Below are 22,615 nucleotides of genomic sequence, written 5' to 3'. Positions count from 1 at the left end.
TCGAAAATCCGCACCGCACTATCCTTGCCGCACCGCAATATTTCAACCTTGAAATTTCATACTTGAAACAAAATCGCTTCGGTGCGATCCTGCCATTATAAGAACGATAATGGGAGTGCGCGGCGATGAAGATTGCGGTGCTCGGCGCCGGACCGGCAGGTCTTTATTTCGCGATCAGCATGAAGCTGCGCGACGCTGCCCACGATATCACCGTCTACGAGCGTAACAAGGCCGATGACACGTTCGGCTGGGGCGTGGTCCTCTCCGACGAGACGCTGGACAACCTTGCCGACAACGACGCGAAGAGCGCCGCCGCGATCCGCGAGCATTTCGCCTACTGGGACGACATCGCCGTCATCCACAAGGGCATACGCACGGTTTCGACAGGACACGGCTTTTGCGGCATCGGGCGCAAGAAGCTTTTGATGCTGTTGCAGGAGCGGGCGCGCGAACTCGACATCAGGCTTGAGTTCCAGACCGAAATCGCCGACCCGCGCCCCTTCATGGAAAGCCATGACCTGGTGATCGCGGCGGACGGGCTCAATTCGCGTTCGCGCGCGGCCTTCGCCGATCATTTCGAGCCCGACATCGATACCCGCAAATGCAAGTTCGTCTGGCTCGGCACGCACCAGAAGTTCGACGACGCCTTCACCTTCATCTTCGAGAAGACCGAGCATGGCTGGGTGTGGGCGCACGCCTACCAGTTCGATCCCGACACCGCGACCTTCATTGTCGAATGCTCGCAGGACACCTGGGACCGGTTCGGCTTCGGCACCATGAGCCAGCAGGAATCGATCGCGGTCTGCGAGACGATTTTCGAAAAGCATCTGGGCGGCCATCCGCTGATGACCAATGCGAACCACATTCGCGGCTCGGCCTGGATCAACTTCCCGCGCGTGCTTTGCCAGCGCTGGTCGTTCCAGAACCTGGCGCTGATGGGCGATGCGGCGGCGAGCGCGCATTTCTCGATCGGCTCGGGCACCAAGCTCGCGCTCGAAAGCGCGATCGCGATGGCCGATTACGTGCAGTCCGAGCCGACGCTCGCAAAGGCGTTCGAAAAATACGAGGATGCCCGGCGCACCGAGGTCCTGAAGCTGCAATCGGCGGCGCGCAACTCGCTCGAATGGTTCGAGGACGTGGAACGCTATCTCGGGCTCGACCCGGTGCAGTTCAACTATTCGCTTTTGACCCGCTCACAGCGCATCAGCCACGAGAATCTGCGGCTGCGCGACGAAAAATGGCTCGGAAGCGCGGAGGCGTGGTTTCAGAAGAAGGCCGGGTCGGCCTCGCATCGCCCGCCGATGCTGGCGCCGTTCAAGCTGCGTGGGATGGAACTGAAGAACCGCATCGTCGTCTCGCCGATGGCGCAGTACAAGGCGGTCGACGGCACGCCGACGGACTGGCACTTCGTCCACTATGCCGAGCGCGCCAAGGGCGGCGCCGGGCTCGTTTACATCGAAATGACCTGCGTCTCGCCGGAAGGGCGGATCACGCCCGGCTGCCCCGGCTTCTACAGGCCGGAACACCAGGCGGCTTGGTCGCGGCTGGTCGATTTCGTCCATGCGGAGACGGATGCGAAAATCTGCGCGCAGCTCGGCCATGCCGGGCCGAAGGGCTCGACCCAGGTCGGCTGGGAAGACGCCGACGCGCCTCTCAAGGAGGGCAACTGGCCGCTGCTGGCGGCGTCGCAAGTCGCCTGGTCGCCGGAAAACCAGACGCCGAAGGCGATGGACCGCGCCGACATGGACGAGGTGCGCGACCAGTTCGTGGCGTCGGCGCAGATGGCGGAACGCTGCGGGTTCGACATGCTGGAGCTGCATTTCGCGCATGGCTATCTGCTCTCCTCCTTCATCTCGCCGCTGACCAACAGGCGCACCGACGACTATGGCGGATCACTCGAGAACCGGATGCGCTATCCGCTCGAAATCTTCCACGCGGTTCGTGCCGTCTGGCCGGACGACAAGCCGATCTCGGTGCGAATTTCGGCCAATGACTGGGTCGGCGACGAGGGCGTGACCCCGGAAGAGGCGGTGAAGATCGCGAAGATTTTGCAAAGTGCAGGAGTCGATATCTGCGACGTTTCGGCGGGGCAGACCTCGAAGCGAGCCAAGCCGGTCTATGGGCGCATGTTCCAGACGCCGTTTTCCGACCGCATCCGCAACGAAACCGGCATGGCGACGATGGCGGTCGGCAACATCTTCGAGCCGGATCACGTCAACTCGATCCTGATGGCGGGGCGAGCGGACCTCGTCTGTCTGGCACGGCCGCATCTGGCCGATCCGTACTGGACGCTGCACGCGGCGGCCGCGTTGGGGGATCGACTGGTGAAGTGGCCGGACCCGTATCTGCCGGGGCGGGACCAGCTCTACCGGCTGGCCGAGCGGGCTCAGGAACAGATGACGGGGAAGGTGTGATGACCCACGCACTCGTCACGGGCGGGGGCACGGGCGTCGGCAAGGCGATCGCGCTGGCATTGGCAGATGCCGGACATGGGGTGACGATCTGCGGGCGGCGGACGGATGTTCTGGAGGAGGTTGCGGCGATGCACCCTGCCATCCATGCCGAGATCGCCGATGTGACGGACGAGGCGTCGGTCGCCGCCTTCTACGAAAAGGCCACCGCCGCGCGGGGGCCGTTCGGCATCGTCGTCGCCAATGCGGGCGCAGGCGAGAGCGCGCCAGCGCACAAGACCTCGCTCGACATGTGGCAAAAGACGCTCGACGTGAATCTGACGGGTTCGTTCCTGACCGTGCGCCCGGCGATCGAGCCGATGAAGCGGGCGCAAGCGGGCCGCATCGTATTCATCGCGTCGATCGCGGGGCTGAAGGGCGCGCCCTACGTTTCCGCCTATGTCGCCGCCAAGCATGGCGTCGTCGGGCTGACGCGAGCATTGGCGGCGGAGCTTGCGAAATCCGGTGTGACGGTCAATGCCGTCTGCCCGGGCTATGTCGAGACGCCGATGCTGGAGCGCACGCTGGCCAACATCATGGAAAAGACCGGCCGGAGCGAAGCCGAGGCACGGGCGGAACTTGCGGGCGACAATCCGCAGGCACGCATCATCGAGGCCGACGAGGTCGCGGCGGCCGTGCTCTATCTCGTCGGCGAGGGCGCACGCTCGGTCAACGGGCAGGCGCTGGCGATCTGTGGAGGCGAGACATGGTGAGCGCGCCGCTCGATACGATCGAACGCCCGAACGCCGCCAAGGAGCGTCTGCGCCTGTGGATAAGGCTGCTGCGCGCTTCGCGCCTGATCGAGAGCGAGTTGCGCGAACGGCTGAAGCGCGATTTCGATTCGACGCTGCCGCGTTTCGACGTTCTGGCGGCGCTCTATCGCCAGCCCGACGGGATGCTGATGAGCGATCTGTCGCGCTTTTTGCTGGTCTCGAACGGCAACGTCACCGGCATCGTCGAGCGGCTCGTCAAGGACGGGCTGGTTTCGCGGGCGGCGCGCGAAGGCGACCGGCGGACATCGATCGTAAAGCTGACGGCGGCGGGCGAGCGGCGTTTCACCGAAATGGCCGCCGCGCACGAGGCATGGATCGAGGAATTTCTGGGCGATGTTTCGCTCGGCGACGCCGAAAGGCTTTCGGCGACGCTGAAGACATTCCGAAGCAATTGGGAGGACGGACATTGACCAGAATGGCGGGACTGAAGCCGCAGCATTTCCTGTGGCGCATGGAGGGACGCGTCGCCGTCATCCGGCTCGATCGGCCGGAACGTAAGAATCCACTTACATTCGATTCCTATGCCGAATTGCGCGACACGTTCCGCGATCTCGTCTATGCCGACGATGTGGATGCAGTCGTATTCCTTCCCAATGGCGGCAATTTCTGCTCGGGCGGCGATGTCCACGACATCATCGGGCCGCTGGTCGAGATGGACATGAAGGGGCTTCTGGCGTTCACGCGGATGACCGGCGATTTCGTCAAGGCGATGCTGAATTGCGGCAAGCCGATCATCTCGGCCGTCGACGGGGTGGCGGTCGGCGCCGGTGCGATCATCACCATGGCTTCGGACATAAGGCTCGCGACGCCGGAGGCGAAGACGGCCTTCCTGTTCACTCGCGTCGGCCTCGCCGGCTGCGACATGGGCGCCTGCGCGATGCTGCCGCGGATCATCGGACAGGGCCGCGCGGCCGAACTGCTCTACACCGGCCGATCGATGAGCGCGGAGGAAGGCGAGCGCTGGGGGTATTTCAACCGCCTCGTTCCGGCCGAGACGCTGGAGGCCGAGGCGCTGAAGCTCGCCCAGCAGATCGCCTCCGGCCCGACCTTCGCGCATGGGATCACCAAGACGCAGCTCAACCAGGAATGGTCGATGGGGCTGGACCAGGCGATCGAGGCGGAAGCGCAGGCGCAGGCGATCTGTATGCAGACGCAGGATTTCTCGCGAGCCTATCATGCCTTCGTCGCAAAGCAGCGGCCTGTATTCGAGGGGAATTGATGGCTGATCGCTCTTTCCTCTCCTGGCCGTTCCTCGAAGATCGCCACCGCGACCATGCGGAGCGGCTGGAGGCGTGGTGTGCGCAGAATTTACCGGCCGACCACCACGACGTAGACGCGGCCTGCAAGTCGCTGGTCGCCAAGCTCGGCGAGGCCGGTTTCCTGAAGCCTTCGGCGATCGATCCCGCCGATCCTCAGCCGCTCGACGTGCGCACGCTCTGCATTACGCGCGAAACGCTGGCGCGGCATGACGGGCTGGCGGATTTCGCCTTTGCGATGCAGGGGCTCGGCACCGGCGCGATCAGCCTGTTCGGCACGCCGGACCAGCAGAAATGGCTGGAAAAGACGCGTGCCGGCAAAGCGCTGTCGGCCTTCGCGCTGTCCGAACCGCGTTCGGGCTCCGACGTCGCAAACATGGAGATGACGGCGACGCGCGATGGCGACGAATTCGTTCTGTCGGGCGAAAAGACATGGATTTCCAATGGCGGGATCGCCGATGTCTATACGGTATTCGCGCGAACCGGCGAGGCGCCGGGGGCCAAGGGAATTTCGGCTTTCGTGGTGCCGGCGGATATTCCGGGCCTGCGCGTTGCGGAGCGTCTGGAGGTGATCGCGCCGCATCCCCTGGCGCGGCTGTCCTTCGACGATGTGCAGGTGCCGGCGTCGAGCCTGATCGGCAAGGCGGGCGAAGGGTTCAAGATCGCGATGTCGGTGCTGGACGTGTTCCGCTCGACGGTGGGTGCGGCGGCGCTGGGCTTTGCTAGGCGGGCGCTGGACGAGACGATTTCGCGTGCAGGGTCTCGGCAATTGTTCGGCGCGCCGCTGTTCGACCTTCAGATGGTGCAGGGCCACATCGCCGACATGGCGCTCGACGTCGATGCGGCGGCACTTTTGATCTATCGCGCGGCCTGGACCAAGGATTCGGGCGCGCCGCGGGTGACGCGCGAGGCCGCGATGGCCAAGCTTTACGCGACCGACAAGGCTCAAGACGTCATCGACAAGGCGGTGCAGATTCATGGCGGCGACGGTGTGAAAAAGGGACATATCGTCGAAAGCCTCTATCGGGAAATCCGGGCGTTGCGGATTTATGAGGGCGCGTCGGACGTCCAGAAGATCGTGATCGCGCGGCAGGTGATGGGATGACTGGAATGCTCGGCCCCTCCGCTCATACAGACACGTTCGCGCGCGACAACCTGCCGCCAGTGGACCAGTGGCCGGATTTTCTGCTCGACGGGTTTGATTATCCTGATTTCATCAATGCAGGCGTCGAACTCACCGACCGGCTGGTCGAAAAGGGAATGGGCGACCATACGGCGCTGATCGGCAATGGCCGGCGGCGGACCTACAAGGAACTGGCCGACTGGACCAACCGGCTGGCGCGGGCGCTGGTGGAGAGTTACGGCGTGAAGCCGGGCAACCGGGTGCTGATTCGCTCGGCCAACAATCCGGCGATGGTCGCGTGCTGGCTGGCGGCGACCAAGGCGGGCGCGGTCGTGGTCAACACCATGCCGATGCTGCGCGCGGGCGAACTCGCCAAGATCGTCGACAAGGCGCAGATCACGGTCGCGCTGTGCGACACGCGGCTGATGGACGAGATGGTGGCCTGCGCCAAGGACAGCGCGTTCCTGAAAAAGGTGATCGGCTTCGACGGCACGGCGAACCATGATGCCGAACTCGACCGTGCCGCGCTCGACAAGCCCGTCACCTTCGAGGCGGTGAAGACCGGGCGCGACGACGTGGCGCTGCTCGGTTTCACCTCGGGCACGACCGGCGTGCCGAAGGCGACGATGCATTTTCACCGCGACATCCTGATCATCGCCGACGCCTATGCGAAGGAAGTCCTGAAGGTAACGCCGGACGACGTCTTCGTCGGCTCGCCGCCGCTCGCCTTCACCTTCGGGCTCGGCGGCCTCGCGGTATTCCCGCTGCGCTTCGGCGCGGCCGCGACGCTGCTCGAAAGCGCGACGCCGCCCAACATGATCGAGATCATCGAGAAGTATAAGGCGACGATTTCGTTCACCGCACCGACCGCCTATCGCGCGATGATGAAGGCGATGGACGAGGGCGCGGACCTTACATCGCTGCGCATCGCGGTCTCGGCCGGCGAGACGCTGCCGGGGCCGGTGTTCGAGGAATGGACGAAAAAGACCGGCAAGCCGATACTCGACGGGATCGGCGCGACGGAAATGCTGCACATCTTCATCTCCAACCGGCTGGAGGACATGGCGCCGGCGACGACCGGGCGGCCGGTCGGCGGCTACGAGGCGAAGATCGTCGACGACGAGATGAACGAATTGCCGCGCGGCGAGATCGGGCGGCTGGCGGTGCGCGGGCCGACCGGCTGCCGCTATCTCGCCGACGTCCGGCAGGGCGAATATGTCAAGGACGGCTGGAACCTGACGGGCGACAGTTTCGTGCAGGACGAGGCCGGCTTCTTTCACTTCGCCGCGCGGTCCGACGACATGATCGTCTCGGCCGGCTACAACATCGCCGGGCCGGAGGTCGAGGCGGCGCTGCTGGCGCATGAACATGTGCTCGAATGCGCGGTGATCGGCGTGGCGGACGAGGCGCGCGGGCAGATCGTCGAGGCGCATGTGGTGCTGGTGGAAGGGGCCGTCGGCGACGCGCTGATGGTGAAGCTGTTGCAGGACCATGTGAAGGCGGCAATCGCGCCCTACAAATATCCGCGGTCGGTGAAGTTCGTCGCGGCATTGCCGAAGACGCAGACGGGGAAGATCCAGCGGTTCCGGTTGAAGGAGGGGGCGTGATGACCGACCTCTTCACCCGCACCCGCGCGCTGTTCCACATTCCCGACGGCGTCATCTATCTCGACGGCAATTCGCTCGGTCCTCTCCCCAAGGCCGCTTCTTCGCGCGTGGCGAGAACCATCGAGGCCGAGTGGGGCGAGATGCTGATCAAGGGCTGGAACCTGGCCGGCTGGATGGACTGGCCGACGCGGATCGGCGACCGGATCGGGCGACTCATGGGTGCGGCGCCGGGCTCGGTGGTGATGGGCGACACGCTGTCGATCAAGGTCTACCAGGCGCTCGCCTCGGCGCTGGAACTCAACCCGGATCGCCGAGTCGTTCTCTCCGACAGCGGCAATTTCCCGACCGATCTCTATATGGCGCAGGGGCTCCTGACGTCGCTCGGCAAGGGATACGAGTTGAAAGTGGTCGAACCCGAAGCGGTCGAGGCCAATATCGACGAGACCGTCGCGGCGATGATGATCACCGAGGTCGACTACCGCACCGGCCGCCTGCACGACATGAAGCGGCTGACGCAAAAGGCGCACGATGTGGGTGCCGTCGCGATCTGGGATCTCGCGCATTCTGCCGGCGCGATCCCGGTCGACCTAACCGGCTCGAAGGCGGATTTCGCCGTCGGATGCACCTACAAATATCTCAATGGCGGGCCGGGCGCGCCGGCCTTCATCTATGTCGCGCCGAAACATGCCGACGTGGTGCGCCCTGCCCTTTCGGGCTGGATCGGCCACGAAAGTCCGTTCGCCTTCGACCTCGACTACCGCCCGGCGAAGGGCGTGGAGCGGATGCGGGTCGGAACGCCGCCGATCGTGGCGCTGGCGGCGCTAGACGCGGCGCTCGACGCCTGGGACGGCGTGACGATGGATGCGGTCCGCGCGCGCTCGATCGAATTGTCCGAACGGTTCATCCGGGAAGCCGAGGCGCGGTGCCCGGACCTCGAACTCGCCTCGCCGCGCGATCCCAAGGCGCGGGGCAGCCAGGTCTCGTTCCGCTTCCACGAAGGCTATGCGGGGATGCAGGCGCTCATTTCGAAGGGCGTGATCGGCGATTTCCGCGCGCCGGACATCATGCGGTTCGGCTTCACGCCGCTTTACCTCTCAGAAGACGACGTGGTGCGTGCGGCCGAAATCCTCGAGGAGATCATGCGGGACCGGCTGTGGGACACGCCCGAACACAAGATGCGAAGCAGGGTCACATGAGCGCCGCGCATGACGAAACGCCCGATGGCGCGGAGACGGATTTCGCCAGGCGCATGGCCTATGGCGACTATCTGCGGCTCGACGCGATCCTCAACGCGCAGACACCGCTGTCGAAATCGCCCGACGAGATGCTGTTCATCATCCAGCACCAGACGTCGGAATTGTGGATGAAGCTGGCCATCCACGAGATGCGCGCGGCGATGGATGCGATCGCGCGGGACGATCTTCAGCCGGCTTTCAAGATGCTGACGCGGGTGGCGCGCATCTTCGAGCAGCTCAACAGCGCATGGGACGTGCTGCGGACCATGACGCCGTCGGAATATACGCGGTTCCGTGACGATCTCGGCCAGTCCTCGGGCTTCCAGTCCTGGCAGTATCGAGCGGTCGAGTATCTGGCCGGCAATCGCAACCTGGCGATGCTGAAGCCGCACGCCCATGCCGAAAAGCGCGTCGGGCCGCTGGAAGAGATTCTCGTCAAGCCTAGCCTTTACGACGAGGCGATCCGGCTTCTTGCACGCAACGGCTTCGACGTCGGTGCGGAGGTAGAGCGAACCGACTGGCGGGAAAAGCGCCCCGAGAGCGACAAGGTGATGGAAGCCTGGAAGACGGTCTATCGCGACCCGGAACGCTGGTGGCTGCTTTACGAACTTGCGGAAAAGCTTGTCGATTTCGAAGATTATTTTCGCCGCTGGCGGTTCAATCATGTCACGACTGTCGAACGCATCATCGGGCTGAAGCGGGGGACGGGCGGAACGGCGGGCGTCTCCTATCTGCGCAAGATGCTGGACGTCGAGCTCTTCCCGGAATTGTGGAAGGTGCGGACGGAGTTGTAGTTGGAGCATCGGAGTCAACCGAAAACCGGAAACCACTTTTCGGTCCGATGCTCAAGAAATTCGGGGCCGCAAGGGCGCAAAAAGCTGAAGGTCCCCGTGGGAACTGAAACGAAAAGCAATGGGAGTTTGCGAAATGAAGAAGATAGTTGCAGCAGGAATTTTCGGCCTTTCCCTCTCGGTCTCGGGCCTCGCCATGGCCGAGCCGGTCAAGATCGGCATGATCACAACGCTTTCGGGCGGCGGCGCGGGCCTCGGCATCGACACGCGCGACGGTTTCATGCTCGCCATCGAGCAGGCCGGCAACGACGAGATCGAGGTCGTGATCGAGGATGACGGCCAAAGGCCCGAACTCGCCGTCCAGATCGCCGACAAGATGATCCAGTCCGATCAGGTCGATATCCTGACCGGCATCGTGTGGTCGAACCTTGCCATGGCCGTGGTTCCGTCGGCGACCGCGCAGGGCAAGTTCTACGTCTCGACCAACGCCGCGCCCGCCGCGCTCGCCGGCGCCAACTGCCACCCGCTCTACTTCAACGCCGCCTACCAGAACGACAATCTGCACGAGGCAGCCGGCGAATACGCCAACGGCCAGTACGAGAAGATGTTCATCATGGCACCGAACTATCCGGCCGGCCAGGATTCGCTGGCGGGCTTCAAGCGCTATTTCGAAGGGGAGGTGACCAACGAGGTCTACACGCAGCTCGGCCAGACCGACTATGCGGCCGAAATCGCACAGATTCGCGATTCCGGCGCCGACGCGGTCTTCATGTTCCTGCCGGGCGGCATGGGCATCGCCTTCATGAAGCAGTATGCGCAGTCTGGCGTCGACATTCCGGTAACCGGCCCCGGCTTCTCGTTCTCCCAGGACGTGCTGCCGGCGATCGGCGATGCGGCGCTGGGGGTGATGAATTCGGGACAGTGGGCGCCGGACTTCGACAATGAAGCCTCGAAGTCCTTCCTCGCCGCCTTCCAGGAGAAATACGACCGGTTGCCCTCGATCTATGCCGTCCAGGCCTATGACGCCGCGCAACTCATCCTTTCGGCGGCATCCAAGGCCGACGTGAAGGATGCGGACGCGTTTGCCGCCGCGATGATGGAAGCAGACATCGAATCGCCGCGCGGCAAATTCTCGTTCAACACCAACCGCCATCCAATCCAGGACATCTTCATGATGGAGGTGGTCAAGGACGGCGACGTGTTGACGAACCGGACCGTCGAGACCGTGTTCACCGACCATGGCGACGCCTATGCGGAGCAGTGCACGCAGTAAGTCCGGAAATGCCCTCTCCGCAGATACTACGGAGAGGGCAACACCGCTCGACGCTTCATTCCAACCGTAAGCGACATCACCTTGTCCAGCGCACTTCTCATCGAACAGCTGCTCAACGGGCTACAGCTCGGCGTGATGCTGTTTCTCATGGCGGCCGGCCTGACGCTGATCTTCGGCGTCATGGGGCTCATCAATCTCGCCCATGGCTCGCTCTACATGGTCGGCGCATTCGCCTGTGCGTGGGTGGCGGCGCAGACCGGATCGTTCTGGATCGGGCTCGTCGCCAGTCTCGCAGCGGCGGCGGCAATGGGGGCGATCGTCGAGATCGCGATCATTCGCCGGCTGTATAAACGCGATCATCTCGACCAGGTGCTGGCGACTTTCGCGCTGATCCTGATCTTTTCGGAGGGCACGCGCTGGGTCTTCGGCTCGGTGCCGCTCTATCTGAACGTGCCTTCGCAGCTTGCCGGCTTCGTCACCCTGCCGGGCGGTTCGCGCTACCAGCTCTATCGCCTCGCGATCATCGGGGTGGGTGTCGCGGTCGCGCTCGGGCTTTATCTGCTCATTTCCAGGACACGGCTCGGGATGCGCATCCGGGCTGGCGAGAGCGACCGCGAGATGATCGGCGCGCTCGGCGTCGACATCCGCACGCTCTACACCATCGTCTTCGCGCTCGGCGCCGCACTTGCCGGCTTTGCCGGCGCCATGGTCGGTGCGTTGCAATCCGTTCAAGTCGGCATGGGCGAACCGGTGCTGATCCTCGCCTTCGTCGTCATCGTCATCGGCGGCATAGGCTCGATCAAGGGCGCGCTGGTGGGGGCGATCCTGGTCGGGCTGATCGACACGATGGGGCGCTTCCTGATGCCGCAGGTCTTCTCGATCTTCATGGGCACGTCGCAGGCGGCGACCGCCGGCGCCGCCGTCGCTTCCATGCTGATCTATCTCGTCATGGCGGTCATCCTCGCCGTCCGCCCGCAGGGCCTGTTTGCGGGGGCAAAATGATGAGCCGCGAAACGATCGTCAATATCGGGCTCGCACTGATTCTGCTGGCGATCCCGTTCATCGCCATGCAGGTCGGCTCGCCCTTCTATGTGACGCTGGCCACGCGCATGGCGATCCTGGCGCTCGCCGCCGTCGGGCTGAACCTCGTCCTGGGACTAGGCGGGCTCGTCTCGTTCGGCCATGCGGCATTTTTCGGCGTTGGCGGCTATGCGGCGGGCATTCTGGCCAGCCACGCCTTTTCCATGCAGCCGCTCGATCTCGGCTTCGCCAGCGTCGCCGGCACCAATTCGATGCTCGCGATCTGGCTCGTCGCGATGCTGGCGGCGGGGCTGCTGGCTCTCTTCATCGGCGCCATCAGCCTGCGGACGTCGGGCGTCTACTTCATCATGATCACGCTCGCCTTTGCGCAGATGACCTATTATTTTGCCATTTCATGGCCCGCCTATGGCGGCGAGGACGGGCTGTCGATCTTCGTGCGCAACCAGTTTCCCGGCATCAACACGATGGTGCCACTGAGCTTCTTTCTCCTTTGCTACGGCGTCTTGATGTCCGTGCTGGTGCTCTTCGCGCTGATCGCCCGCTCCCGCTTCGGCACCGCGCTCCAAGCGGCCCGGCAGAACGACGTTCGCGTCGCCTCGGTCGGCATCGCACCGTTCCGCATCCGGCTCGCCGCCTTCGTCATCTCCGGCATGATCACGGCGCTGGCCGGCGCGCTCTATGCCGATCTCAACCGCTTCGTCAGCCCGTCCATGCTGTCCTGGCACATGTCGGGCGAGTTCATCGTGCTGATCATCCTCGGCGGCGTCGCCCGGCTTTTCGGTCCGGTCGCCGGCGCGATGATGTTCGTGATGGTGGAATATCTGCTCGGCGGCATGACGGACCGCTGGCAGTTCTTCCTTGGATTGGCGCTGCTCGCCGTCGTGCTCTTCGCGCGCGGCGGGCTGATCGGCTTCCTCGCCGGAAAGGCGCGTCATGGCTGAGCCTGTCCTGTCGATCCGCAATCTTTGCAAGAGCTTCGGCGCACTGAAGGCGACCGAGGACGTTTCGATCGATCTCTATCCGGGCGAGATCCACGCGCTGATCGGCCCGAACGGGGCCGGCAAGTCGACGCTGATCCACCAGATCGCCGGCACGCTGAAGGCGGATTCCGGCGAGATCGTCTTTCTCGGCGACCGGCTGAACGACCTCTCCGTCGCCGAACGTGCGCGGCGCGGGCTCGGCCGCTCGTTCCAGGTCTCGTCGCTTGCGACGGAATTCTCCGCGCTGCGCAATGTCATGCTGGCGGTGCAGTCGGTGCAGGGATCGAGCTTCCGCTTCTTCAGGCCGGTGACGAGCGACGCATCGCTGACCGAACCGGCACGGGCCGCCTTGGCAAGGGTCGGGCTCGAGGACCGCGCAAACGTGCCGGCGGCGGAACTGTCGCATGGCGAACGGCGGCAGCTTGAGATCGCCATCGCGCTGGCGCTCGGATCGAAGGCGTTCCTGCTCGACGAGCCGATGGCCGGCATGGGACCGGAAGGCTCCAAGGCGCTGACGGGCTTCTTGTCCGAATTGCGCAGGCAAGCGCCGATCCTGCTCATCGAACACGACATGGATGCGGTCTTCGCGCTGGCCGACCGGATCTCCGTGCTGGTCTATGGCCGTGTGATCGCGACCGGGACGGTGGACGAAATCCGCACCAATCCCGAAGTGCGCCGCGCATATCTGGGGGACGAATGATGATAGCTTCCGGCTTGTCAGGCTTGCGCCCTACGAGTTACCCCCACCCCTTACCCCTCCCCACAAGGGGGAGGGAGGCGTTGGCGTTTGCGTTTCGATGGGCCACGAATTCTGCTGGGCGGAAACGCTTCAGAATCCCCCTCCCCCTTGTGGGGAGGGGTAAGGGGTGGGGGTATTCGCCGTTCGCGAGCTCGCGGGGGGAGTTGCGACATGCTGCTTGAAGTCTCCGGGGTGGAAACCTTCTACGGAGCGAGCCAGGCTCTGTTCGGCGTCGAACTGGACGTTGCCGAAGGCGAGGTCGTGGCGCTGATGGGGCGCAACGGCATGGGCAAGACGACGACGATCCGCTCCATCATGGGGCTGACGCCGGCACGATCCGGCTCGGTGCGGTTCAAGGGCAACGCGATCGAGAAGCGCTCGCCGCATCGCATCGCGCGTCTCGGGCTTGGTCTGGTACCCGAGGGTCGGCGCTGCTTCCCCAACCTGACGGTCGAGGAAAACCTCGTCGCCGCCGCGCGAAAGGGGCGCTGGACCCTCAAATCCGTCAACGACCTCTTCCCGCGCCTTGCCGAACGCCGCGACCAGATGGCGCGCACGCTTTCGGGCGGCGAGCAGCAGATGCTGGCGATCGGCCGCGCATTGATGACGGACCCGGACCTCCTGATCCTCGACGAAGCGACGGAAGGCCTCGCGCCCGTGATCCGGCACGACATCTGGGCGGTGATCCGCAAGCTCAAGGACGAAGGTCAGTCGATCCTCGTCGTCGACAAGACGCTGGCCGAACTCCTGCCATCCGCCGACCGCTGCGTGCTGCTCGAGAAAGGCGCGACGGTGTGGCGCGGGACACCGCACGAACTCAATGCCGAAATCCAGGACCGCTATCTGGGTGTCTAGACAATCAGCCGGCTTCAGACCGGGACGAGGAAACGACCATGAGCGCATTCGTGCATGAGATCCTGCATCCAGCCAACTGGAAAAAGGCGTCGGGCTATGCAAACGGCATCGCCGCTTCGGGCCGGACCGTCTTTGTCGGCGGCCAGATCGGCTGGAACGGCAATCAGGTGTTCGAGGAAAAGGACCTCGTCGGCCAGACGCGGCAGACCTTGCAGAACATCGTCGACGTGCTTGCCGAGGCGGGCGCAGGGCCGGAACATCTGGTGCGCATGACCTGGTACATCACCGACAAACGCGCCTATCTCGACCATCTCAAGGAAATCGGAGCCGCCTATCGGGACGTGATCGGGCGTCATTTCCCAGCGATGGCGATGGTGCAGGTCGTGGCGCTGATCGAGGACGAGGCGAAGGTCGAGATCGAGGCGACGGCCGTCATTCCGGCCTGATATTTCAGCACATTCGCATGGAACATGAGGCGGAGGCTGGCGTTCACGACATGAACGGCCAGGGGGATGCGCATTCATGGCAGACGAGACAAAGCCGGTCGTCCTGATCACCGGCGCGGCGGGAAATCTCGGCGTGGCGCTGACGCGGGAACTCGCCGGTTCGTACCAGGTGGTGGGGCTGGACGTCGAAGGCAAGGAAGCGGACTGCCCGCTTTTCGAAGTCGACCTGACCTCCGAGGATTCGACGCGCACCGCCATCGGCAATGTCACGGCGCAATTCGGTGCCGAGATCGCGGCGGTGATTCATCTCGCCGCCTATTTCGATTTTTCCGGCGAGGATCATCCGCTTTACCAGAAGGTGAACATCGACGGCACGCGGCACCTGATGCGGGCGCTTCGGGACGTTTCCGTCGAGCGCTTCATCTATTCCGGCACCATGCTGGTGCATGAGGCGGGCGAGCCGGGCGAAGCGGTCGACGAGGACACGCCGATCGCACCGAAATGGGCCTATCCGAAATCGAAGGCGAAGGCGGAAGAGGTGATCCGCCAGGAGCGCGGGGCGATGCCGATCCTGCTCCTTCATCTGGCCGGTGTTTATGATGAGGAGAGTTCGGTTCCGACGCTCGCCCACCAGATCGCGCGCATCTACGAGCGCGACATGAAGGCGCATCTTTATTCCGGCGACGTAAAGGCGGGGCAATCCTTCATCCATCGCGACGACATGATGCGGCTGTTCAAGCTGGCCGTCGACAAGCGCAAGGCGCTGCCGGACGAGTGCGTGATCCTCGCCGGCGAGGCCGAAGCGGTGCCCTATGACGAATTGCAGACGCTGATCGGCCGGCTGATCCATGGCGAGGCGGAATGGGAGACCTTTTCGGTGCCGAAGCCGATCGCCAAGATCGGCGCATTTGCCGAGGTCAAGGCCGAGCCACTCATTCCCGACGACATCGACAAGGGGGAAAAGCCGTTCATCCGCCCGTTCATGATCGACATGGCGGAGGACCACTACGCGCTCGACATTTCCCTTGCCAGGAAACAGCTCGGTTGGGAGCCGCGCCATTCGATCCGCACGTCGCTGTCGACCATCGTCGCCAAGTTGAAGGCCGATCCGGCCGGCTGGTACGAGAAGAACGGTCTGACGCCGCCGGACTGGCTGAAGACCGCCGACGCGCGCGGCGAGAACCCAGAGGACATCCGCTCCCGTCACGAGGAGATGGTGCGCGACGAACATGCACGCTTCATCTGGGCGCATTTCGCCAATGCGGCGCTCGGCACATGGATGATCGTTTCACCCGCGACGATGGGCTATGCCGATAGCTGGCTCGGCTGGAGCGACATGGCGTCCGGCGCCCTGCTCTTCGTGCTCGGTCTCCTGTCGCTTTCGTGGCGGCTGTCGATGGTGCGTTTCGCAACGGCCGTCGTCGGCCTGTGGATTCTGTTCGCGCCGCTCGTCTTCTGGACGCCGTCGGCGGCAGCCTATCTGAACGGGACGCTGGTCGGCACGCTCGTCATGGCGCTGGCGCTGTGCGTCAGGCCCGAGCCGGGCGTGAGCCCGATCGCCCAGATGACCGGACCGGACGTTCCGCCCGGCTGGAGCTACAATCCATCGAGCTGGCTGCAACGGATGCCGATCATCCTGCTCGCCTTCGTCGGACTCTATTTTTCTCGATATCTCGCCGCCTACCAGCTCGGCCATATCGACGCGGCCTGGGACCCGTTCTTCGGTGGAACGCGCGCGGGACTGAACGGAACCGAGGACGTGGTGACGTCGGACGTCTCGGAAGCTTTCCCGATTCCCGATGCCGGCATGGGGGCTGCGGTCTATCTCCTCGAGATCGTCATCGGCCTCGTCGGATCGCAGCGCCGCTGGCGGACGATGCCCTGGGTGACGATCGCCTTCGGCATCCTGATCGTGCCGCTCGGAATCGTCTCGATCGGCTTCATCATCATCCAGCCGATCGTCATCGGCACGTTCTGCACGCTTTGCCTGATCGGCGCAGCGGCGATGCTCTTGCAGATCCCCTATTCGCTCGACGAACTGGTCGCGACTTCGGAATTCCTCTACCGCAAATGGAGGAAAGGCGAGCCGGTCATCCGCATCTTCTTTACCGGCGATACGGACGAGGGCGAGGCGCCAGCGAAACGGAAGCGGACCTTTGAACTCGCCCCCAATCAAATCGTCGGGACGTTCTTCGGCGGTGGAATCGGGCTGCCCTGGAACCTCGTTTTGTCATTGCCCGTCGCGCTGTGGCTGATGTTCACGCCGCTGTCGCTCGGTTCCGATGGCGGCGTCGCGAACGTCAATCATGTCGTCGGATCGCTGGCGCTGACCTTCGCGGTCATCGCGCTCGCCGAAACAGGTCGGCCTGCGCGCTACGTCAATGTCGCGCTCGGCGCGATCCTGATCGGATCGCTCGTCTTAGTCGAGGCGAGGGGCGCCGAGATCGCCTCTGCGATTCTGGCTGGCATCGCGTTGATCGCGCTGGCGCTGCCGAAGGGAAAGATCACGCGCCGCTGGGGCCTTTATCACAAGCTGATCGTCTAAGGACGGCTGTCGCGGCGCTCGAAGTTCGGTAGAGTATGCGTGTGGGACGACCGGAGAGGCAGATTGCAACCGACGCAGACCCCCTATTGTGGACCGGCACCGCATCCAGGCGACCTTTGGTCGAGCTGGAATTTCGACCCGCTGCTGATCGCCGTGTTCGCGGCGATGGCGGTCGGCGCATTCGCCATGTCGTCAACGGGCGTGCGACAAGCCGCCCGTTCGCCCTACGGCGCAATGGCCGTTCTGGTTCTGCTGATCGCCTTCGTCTCCCCGGTCTGCGCGGTCGCATCGGCGCTGTTTTCCGCCCGCATCGTCCACCACCTGCTGCTGGTGGCAGCCGCAGCGCCGCTTCTGGCGCTGGCCCTGCCGGCGCGATTCGGCCGGATGCCGCTGTCGGCGACATTCCTTGCCCATACGGTTCTGATGTGGACGTGGCACGCGCCGCTCCCCTATGAATGGGCGCTGTCATCCGTGCCCGTCTACTGGCTGATGGAATTGTCGCTTTTCTTCTCGGCCTTCGCGATGTGGCAGGGAATCTTCGCCGCGCGCGCCGGGCCGGCGCTTGGCGCCCTGCTCGGTTCGATCGTCCAGATGGGGATGCTGGGCGCACTTTTGACCTTTGCCACGCGGCCGCTCTATGAAGCCCATGCGACCACCACGCTGCCCTTCGGCCTGACGCCGCTCGGCGACCAGCAACTGGCCGGGCTCCTGATGTGGGTGCCGGCGGCGCTGCCCTATCTGGCGGTGGCGCTCGTCATCGCCTGGAAGCTCTTCGGCCGCGCCGAACCGTTCGCCTCGCCGAAAGCGCGCTGATGGTCTGGCTGAAATTCGTCCATCTGGCCGCGATCTCGATCTGGTGCGCCGGGCTGATCTGCCTGCCCGGCCTTTATGCGCAGCGCCACAACATGGAGAACGACGATGCGCTCTACCGTCTCCAGGGGCTGGTGCGCTTCGCCTATGTCTCTCTGATTTCGCCGGCCGCCTTCGTGGCGGTCGGCTCGGGCATCGGGCTCATCTTCCTGCAATCGACCTTCGTCGAATGGTTCTCGCTGAAGATGGCGTTCGTCGGTGTTCTGGTCGTGATCCACATCCTGACCGGCCTCGTCATCATCCGCCTGTTCGAAAAGGGCGAGAGGTATCCGGCCTGGCGCTTCGTCGCCGTCACCATCGTCACGACGCTGGTCGTCCTTGCGATTCTCGCCGTGGTGCTCGCCAAGCCGCCGCTCCACTTCGACTGGGTGCCCGCCGAATGGATGCGCCCCGGCGCGCTGCGCGACATCGTCGGCGGCTTCATTCCCTGGCTGTCACGATGAGGCCGACACCGTGATCGAACACCAGTTTCCCGCCATGCCAGCCGGCAAGCCCGGTGAAGATGCTCGCGAGAACCGAGAGCAGGATTCCATGCGGCAGAACCGCACTCTCGTCGACCAGACGCAGGCCCCAATTGGTGCCGGCGATGGCAATCAGCGTCACGGCAGCAACGGCATGGGTCCAGCTTGCCACGCGCATCCGGATACCGGCGACGAGCAGGAGTTCGAGCGTGCCGACGACGCCCGCCGCAATGCCGGTGAAGAAGGCGAAACCCGCCGCCCAGATGCCGACGCGCACCCAGAACGGATCGCCTGTCCACCAGTAGAAAACGTCGCAACCGAGCACGCCGAAGACGAGCGCGATGGGGAAATGGACGCTCATCGCATGGATCGGATGGCCGGCGATGGCGACGGTGGAGGTGATTTCCTCTTCGATCACTTCCTCGATGACGGGATTGCCCCGGTCGCGCGTCTCGTTCATTGGAAGCCCTCCGTTTCGTCCCGAACGGAGACGAACCCGCCTCGTTCCGCACAGCTCGATTCTAGCGCGCCGCGAGGCGGTGTCGAGTGGCGCCTTGCAGCCCTCTTGCCCCTGCCGCTCCTGGCTGCCTGTTCGGGGCCGCTTTCGACGCTCGATCCTGCGGGACCTGCCGCCGCCGCGGTCGCGACTTTGTGGTGGATCATGTTCTGGGGTTCGGCCGCGCTCTTCGTTCTGGTCGGCGCGCTTTACGCGCTCGCATGGTTCCGGCCGGCAGCCCTTGCGCGTGTCTCGGTCGGCCAGTGGCTCGTCGGCGGAGGGCTGGTCATGCCGAGCATCGTCCTTGTCGGGCTCGTCGGCGCCGCCTTCGTGCTCGGCGAAAGGCTGATCCCCCGCCCGCTCGAAGACCCGCCTCTGCGCGTCTACGCGCAGGCTTATCAATGGGACTGGCGCTTCGGCTATGACGACGACGAGGCGACGACAAGCGAACTTCATATCCCCGTAGGACAACCGGTCGACGTCGTGGTGACGACGGAAGACGTCATCCATTCCTTCTGGGTGCCGCGGCTCGCGGGAAAGATCGACGCCATACCCGGCCACGAGAACGTGCTGCGCATCGAGGCCGACCGGCCGGGCGCCTATCGCGGCGTCTGCGCCGAATTCTGCGGCAACGGACACACGACCATGCGCTTCACACTCATCGCCCATGCGCCCGAAGACTACGCTGCCGCACTGGCCGAAGCACGCGCGGAGGCATCGCGATGAGCGAGAGGCACGAAACGAACGCCATCAGGCTGCATCGCGAACTCGACGCGATCTGGCATACGCCGCCCGGCCTGCAACGGCTTGCCGCCGTCAATCACACGATCCTCGGCCGCCGCTTCATCATCGCCGCCTTCGTGTTCTTCTCGATCGGCGGCATCCTGTCGATGCTGATCCGGGCTCAACTGGCAACGCCGAACACCGCCTTCGTCGGACCTGAAGTCTACAACCAGATCTTCACCATGCACGGCACGGTGATGATGTTCCTGTTCGCGATCCCGATGTTCGAGGGGTTTGCGATCTACCTCCTGCCCAAGCTCCTCGGCGCGCGCGACCTCGCCTTCCCGCGGCTGACCGCGCTTGGCTTCTACTGCTACATCTTCGGCGGATCGATCCTGATCGTGGCGATGCTTTTCGGCGTCGCGCCGGATTCGGGCTGGTTCATGTACACGCCGCTGTCGTCCTCGACCTATACGCCCGGCATCAACGCCGATGTCTGGCTGCTCGGCATCACCTTCGTCGAGATTTCGGCCATCGCGGCAGCGGTCGAGATCACCGTGACTATCCTCAAGCTGCGCGCGCCGGGCATGTCGCTCGACCGGATGCCGATCTTCGCGTGGTATCTGCTGGTCACCGCGGGCATGATGCTGATCGGCTTTCCGCCGCTGATCCTCGGCTCGATCCTGCTCGAACTGGAACGCGCCTTCGACCTGCCCTTCTTCGACCCGACGCGGGGCGGCGATTCGCTTTTGTGGCAGCACCTGTTCTGGCTGTTCGGCCATCCGGAGGTCTACATCATCTTCCTGCCGGCGGCGGGCGCGGTCTCGACCATCATCCCGGTCTTCGCGCGGCGCGAACTGATGGGTTATCGCGCGATCATCGTCGCAATCATCGCCGTCGCATTCCTGTCGTTCGGGCTATGGGTCCATCACATGTTCACGGTGGGCATCCCGCATCTGGCGCTCGCCTTCTTCTCGGCGGCCAGCGCGCTTGTGGCGATCCCGACCGCGGTGCAGATCTTCGCGTGGCTGGCCACGCTGGCGCACGGAAAACCGCGCTTCGACGTGCCGATGCTCTACATCTTCGGCTTCCTTTTCGTCTTCGTGCTGGGCGGGTTGACCGGCGTGATGCTCGCCATGGTGCCGTTCAACTGGCAGGTTCACGACAGCTATTTCGTCGTCGCGCACCTGCATTACGTGCTGGTCGGCGGGTTCGTCTTCCCGATGCTGGCCGCCGCCTATTACTGGCTGCCGCACGTCACCGGACGGCTGACGATGCACAAGATCTCGGTGCCGGCCTTCTGGCTGATCTTCATCGGCTTCAACATGACCTTCTTCATGATGCACCTGACCGGACTGCGCGGGATGCCGCGGAGGGTCCACACCTATCCCTCGGGCGTCGGCTGGGACTGGCTGAACCTTTTGTCCTCCATCGGCGGCTTCATCCTGACGATGGGCTTCGCGCTGATCCTTGTCGACATCATCCTGCAATTCCGCTTCGGCAAGCCTTACCGGCGCAATCCGTGGAGCGCGCGGACGCTGGAATGGGCGCAGCCCAACCCGCCTCCGTCCTACAATTTCGCCGCCCTTCCGCTCGTCGATCGGCGCGCCGACACGCTCGACCCGCACGCGATCGGCAACGAACTTGCCGCCGGCAAGGGATATCTCGGATTCAGCCGCAACGGCTGGCAGGAGACGCTGGGCGTCGACATGACGACGGGGCGGCCGGACCAGACCATCATCCTGCCGAACCGGACCTTCCTGCCGCTGTGGACGGCGATCGCCATCGGCCTGTTCGTCCTGTGCCTGCTGTTCAAGTTCTACTGGCTGTCGCTTGTCCCGCTTGGCCTGACGCTGGTGCTCTGTCTTGCCTGGACCAACGTGACCGGTCTCAAGCACGACCACGGCGAACTCGATGTCGGCGGCGATCTTTCCGTGCCACCGCATTACGAGGCGGACGGGCCGCCCTCCTGGTGGGGCATGGTGCTCCTGCTCGCCTGCAACGGGACGCTCTACGCCTCGCTGATCTTCGCCGTGTTCTTCCTCTGGCTCGTCGCGCCGGGATGGCCGCCGGCCGAACTGCTCGAAACCGGCCTCGTGCTGCCTCTGCTGACGGCCATCGCGCTCGTCGGGGCGGCGCTCCTGTCGCGCATGGCGGTTTCGGCGAATGCCGAAGGCGGCGGAGCGCTGCCGCTGCTGCTCGCCTCGGCCGGCGCCCATGTCGTGAGCGTCGGGCTGCTCCTCTACCTCATCAACACGGCACTGCCCGAGCCGACCGGCCATGCCTATGCCGCGACGGCCTTCGTCACGCTCGCCTATACCGCGATCCATTCCGCGCTCGGCGTCGTCTTCGCGCTTTACGGCGTGTGGCGGATCATGAACGGATTCGTCTCCGCGCGGCGCAGCCTCGATTTGCGGATCGGCAGATTATGGCACGACTATACGGCGCTCACGGGCCTTACCGGTATCGCGCTCGTGCTGATCATGCCGCTGATCGTCGCAATTCAGGGAGGCGGGCAATGATCCTTTCGGAACGCGTTCCGGCGAGCAGGCTGATGTGGCTGCTGGCCGGTTTCATCGTCTGGTCGATCGCCTTCGTCGCGCTTTATTCGGTCCTCTCGGTCGGCTGTGTCTTCGGGTGGGATCAGGTCCATTTCGGTCCCGTTTCCGTGCAGCGGGCCGTGCTTGTGGCGCTGCTCGGCGTCTCGCTCGCTGCCGGATGGTGGGTGGTGCGGATCACCGCGGAACGGCGGCGGGCGGCAGGCGGAGCGGGGCTCGTGCTTCGCCCCTTCATGGAAACGGCGGCGTGGATGGCGGCATGGGCAGCGCTTGCCTCCACCCTTTTCTCGCTCGGGCCGGTTCTTTTCCTCACCGCCTGCCATTGAAGGCGGGTTGCTATCAAAACCACACATTTGCTAGCTCTGCTAAAGCCAACGCGCCCGTTCGGGCCTT

At 64.4% G+C, this 22,615-nt stretch carries 21 protein-coding genes; 20 read left to right on the top strand and 1 reads right to left on the bottom strand.

Annotation, left to right across the window (positions count from 1 at the left end; translation table 11 throughout):
• Positions 1-125 precede the first annotated feature (125 nt).
• From PZ895_RS14910 to PZ895_RS14830, 17 genes are all read left to right on the top strand, one after another.
• Positions 126-2,414, top strand: a complete 2,289-nt coding sequence (locus tag PZ895_RS14910; protein ID WP_275839757.1) for a bifunctional salicylyl-CoA 5-hydroxylase/oxidoreductase — start codon at positions 126-128, stop codon at positions 2,412-2,414.
• Positions 2,414-3,163 (top strand): SDR family NAD(P)-dependent oxidoreductase, encoded by a 750-nt coding sequence (locus tag PZ895_RS14905; protein ID WP_275839756.1) that lies wholly within the window; start codon positions 2,414-2,416, stop codon positions 3,161-3,163. The genes PZ895_RS14910 and PZ895_RS14905 overlap by 1 nt, the downstream gene beginning before the upstream one ends.
• A complete protein-coding gene (locus PZ895_RS14900; RefSeq protein ID WP_275839755.1) occupies positions 3,157-3,633 on the top strand; it encodes a MarR family transcriptional regulator in 477 nt (158 codons plus the stop codon). Before PZ895_RS14905 ends, PZ895_RS14900 begins: the two co-directional genes overlap by 7 nt.
• A complete protein-coding gene (locus PZ895_RS14895) occupies positions 3,630-4,442 on the top strand; it encodes an enoyl-CoA hydratase family protein (RefSeq protein WP_275839754.1) in 813 nt (270 codons plus the stop codon). The genes PZ895_RS14900 and PZ895_RS14895 overlap by 4 nt, the downstream gene beginning before the upstream one ends.
• Entirely contained in the window at positions 4,442-5,584 is a 1,143-nt protein-coding gene (locus tag PZ895_RS14890) for an acyl-CoA dehydrogenase family protein (protein ID WP_275839753.1), read from the top strand. Before PZ895_RS14895 ends, PZ895_RS14890 begins: the two co-directional genes overlap by 1 nt.
• A 5-nt stretch (positions 5,585-5,589) precedes the next feature.
• Positions 5,590-7,209 carry an AMP-binding protein gene (locus PZ895_RS14885; protein ID WP_275839820.1) on the top strand — a complete coding sequence of 540 codons (1,620 nt, stop codon included), beginning with the start codon at positions 5,590-5,592 and terminating at the stop codon, positions 7,207-7,209.
• Entirely contained in the window at positions 7,209-8,405 is a 1,197-nt protein-coding gene (gene kynU, locus PZ895_RS14880; protein ID WP_275839752.1) for a kynureninase, read from the top strand. The genes PZ895_RS14885 and kynU overlap by 1 nt, the downstream gene beginning before the upstream one ends.
• Entirely contained in the window at positions 8,402-9,238 is an 837-nt protein-coding gene (kynA, locus tag PZ895_RS14875) for a tryptophan 2,3-dioxygenase (RefSeq protein WP_275839751.1), read from the top strand. The genes kynU and kynA overlap by 4 nt, the downstream gene beginning before the upstream one ends.
• Positions 9,239-9,371: 133 nt before the next feature.
• Positions 9,372-10,508, top strand: a complete 1,137-nt coding sequence (locus PZ895_RS14870) for an ABC transporter substrate-binding protein (protein ID WP_275839750.1) — start codon at positions 9,372-9,374, stop codon at positions 10,506-10,508.
• Positions 10,509-10,589: 81 nt separating this feature from the next.
• Entirely contained in the window at positions 10,590-11,510 is a 921-nt protein-coding gene (locus tag PZ895_RS14865; protein WP_275839749.1) for a branched-chain amino acid ABC transporter permease, read from the top strand.
• Complete coding sequence (locus PZ895_RS14860; protein WP_275839819.1) at positions 11,510-12,490, top strand: branched-chain amino acid ABC transporter permease; 981 nt, start codon at positions 11,510-11,512, stop codon at positions 12,488-12,490. Before PZ895_RS14865 ends, PZ895_RS14860 begins: the two co-directional genes overlap by 1 nt.
• The gene (locus PZ895_RS14855; protein ID WP_275839748.1) at positions 12,483-13,229 is read left to right on the top strand and encodes an ABC transporter ATP-binding protein; all 747 of its coding nucleotides are present in this window, start codon (positions 12,483-12,485) and stop codon (positions 13,227-13,229) included. The genes PZ895_RS14860 and PZ895_RS14855 overlap by 8 nt, the downstream gene beginning before the upstream one ends.
• A 210-nt stretch (positions 13,230-13,439) precedes the next feature.
• Complete coding sequence (locus PZ895_RS14850) at positions 13,440-14,123, top strand: ABC transporter ATP-binding protein (RefSeq protein WP_275839747.1); 684 nt, start codon at positions 13,440-13,442, stop codon at positions 14,121-14,123.
• Between the two features lie 38 nt (positions 14,124-14,161).
• Positions 14,162-14,569: a RidA family protein gene (locus tag PZ895_RS14845; protein WP_275839746.1), complete on the top strand. Its 408-nt coding sequence runs from the start codon at positions 14,162-14,164 to the stop codon at positions 14,567-14,569.
• 76 nt (positions 14,570-14,645) lie between these two features.
• A complete protein-coding gene (locus PZ895_RS14840) occupies positions 14,646-17,114 on the top strand; it encodes a vitamin K epoxide reductase family protein (RefSeq protein ID WP_275839745.1) in 2,469 nt (822 codons plus the stop codon).
• 63 nt (positions 17,115-17,177) lie between these two features.
• Entirely contained in the window at positions 17,178-17,927 is a 750-nt protein-coding gene (locus PZ895_RS14835; protein ID WP_275839744.1) for a cytochrome c oxidase assembly protein, read from the top strand.
• Complete coding sequence (locus PZ895_RS14830; protein ID WP_275839743.1) at positions 17,927-18,427, top strand: CopD family protein; 501 nt, start codon at positions 17,927-17,929, stop codon at positions 18,425-18,427. The genes PZ895_RS14835 and PZ895_RS14830 overlap by 1 nt, the downstream gene beginning before the upstream one ends.
• Here the strand turns inward: PZ895_RS14830 and PZ895_RS14825 are convergent.
• Positions 18,405-18,905 (bottom strand): DUF2231 domain-containing protein, encoded by a 501-nt coding sequence (locus PZ895_RS14825; RefSeq protein ID WP_275839742.1) that lies wholly within the window; start codon positions 18,903-18,905, stop codon positions 18,405-18,407. The genes PZ895_RS14830 and PZ895_RS14825 overlap by 23 nt on opposite strands.
• A 105-nt stretch (positions 18,906-19,010) precedes the next feature.
• On the opposite strand from PZ895_RS14825, the gene coxB reads away from it, so the two are divergent.
• Genes coxB through PZ895_RS14810 form a run of 3 tightly spaced genes read left to right on the top strand, consistent with a single transcriptional unit; the run spans position 19,011 to position 22,548 of the window.
• A complete protein-coding gene (gene coxB, locus PZ895_RS14820) occupies positions 19,011-19,667 on the top strand; it encodes a cytochrome c oxidase subunit II (RefSeq protein ID WP_275839741.1) in 657 nt (218 codons plus the stop codon).
• Positions 19,664-22,186 carry a cytochrome c oxidase subunit I gene (gene ctaD, locus PZ895_RS14815; protein ID WP_275839740.1) on the top strand — a complete coding sequence of 841 codons (2,523 nt, stop codon included), beginning with the start codon at positions 19,664-19,666 and terminating at the stop codon, positions 22,184-22,186. Before coxB ends, ctaD begins: the two co-directional genes overlap by 4 nt.
• On the top strand, positions 22,183-22,548 hold the full coding sequence (locus tag PZ895_RS14810) for a hypothetical protein (protein WP_275839739.1): 366 nt from the start codon (positions 22,183-22,185) through the stop codon (positions 22,546-22,548). Before ctaD ends, PZ895_RS14810 begins: the two co-directional genes overlap by 4 nt.
• The last annotated feature ends 67 nt before the right edge of the window (positions 22,549-22,615 follow it).

This window comes from Mesorhizobium sp. YIM 152430 (assembly GCF_029210365.1).
Taxonomy (GTDB): Bacteria; Pseudomonadota; Alphaproteobacteria; order Rhizobiales; family Rhizobiaceae; genus Aliihoeflea.
Note: the sequence above shows the minus strand (reverse complement) of the source record. Positions and strands in the feature narration are given on the sequence as shown.

Coding starts and splice junctions, on each gene's coding strand:
- PZ895_RS14910 (WP_275839757.1), top strand. CDS start 126: ATGAAGATTGCGGTGCTCGGCGCCGGACCGGCAGGTCTTTATTTCGCG.
- PZ895_RS14905 (WP_275839756.1), top strand. CDS start 2,414: ATGACCCACGCACTCGTCACGGGCGGGGGCACGGGCGTCGGCAAGGCG.
- PZ895_RS14900 (WP_275839755.1), top strand. CDS start 3,157: ATGGTGAGCGCGCCGCTCGATACGATCGAACGCCCGAACGCCGCCAAG.
- PZ895_RS14890 (WP_275839753.1), top strand. CDS start 4,442: ATGGCTGATCGCTCTTTCCTCTCCTGGCCGTTCCTCGAAGATCGCCAC.
- PZ895_RS14885 (WP_275839820.1), top strand. CDS start 5,590: ATGCTCGGCCCCTCCGCTCATACAGACACGTTCGCGCGCGACAACCTG.
- kynU (WP_275839752.1), top strand. CDS start 7,209: ATGACCGACCTCTTCACCCGCACCCGCGCGCTGTTCCACATTCCCGAC.
- kynA (WP_275839751.1), top strand. CDS start 8,402: ATGAGCGCCGCGCATGACGAAACGCCCGATGGCGCGGAGACGGATTTC.
- PZ895_RS14870 (WP_275839750.1), top strand. CDS start 9,372: ATGAAGAAGATAGTTGCAGCAGGAATTTTCGGCCTTTCCCTCTCGGTC.
- PZ895_RS14860 (WP_275839819.1), top strand. CDS start 11,510: ATGAGCCGCGAAACGATCGTCAATATCGGGCTCGCACTGATTCTGCTG.
- PZ895_RS14855 (WP_275839748.1), top strand. CDS start 12,483: ATGGCTGAGCCTGTCCTGTCGATCCGCAATCTTTGCAAGAGCTTCGGC.
- PZ895_RS14850 (WP_275839747.1), top strand. CDS start 13,440: ATGCTGCTTGAAGTCTCCGGGGTGGAAACCTTCTACGGAGCGAGCCAG.
- PZ895_RS14845 (WP_275839746.1), top strand. CDS start 14,162: ATGAGCGCATTCGTGCATGAGATCCTGCATCCAGCCAACTGGAAAAAG.
- PZ895_RS14840 (WP_275839745.1), top strand. CDS start 14,646: ATGGCAGACGAGACAAAGCCGGTCGTCCTGATCACCGGCGCGGCGGGA.
- PZ895_RS14830 (WP_275839743.1), top strand. CDS start 17,927: ATGGTCTGGCTGAAATTCGTCCATCTGGCCGCGATCTCGATCTGGTGC.
- PZ895_RS14825 (WP_275839742.1), bottom strand. CDS start 18,905: ATGAACGAGACGCGCGACCGGGGCAATCCCGTCATCGAGGAAGTGATC.
- ctaD (WP_275839740.1), top strand. CDS start 19,664: ATGAGCGAGAGGCACGAAACGAACGCCATCAGGCTGCATCGCGAACTC.
- PZ895_RS14810 (WP_275839739.1), top strand. CDS start 22,183: ATGATCCTTTCGGAACGCGTTCCGGCGAGCAGGCTGATGTGGCTGCTG.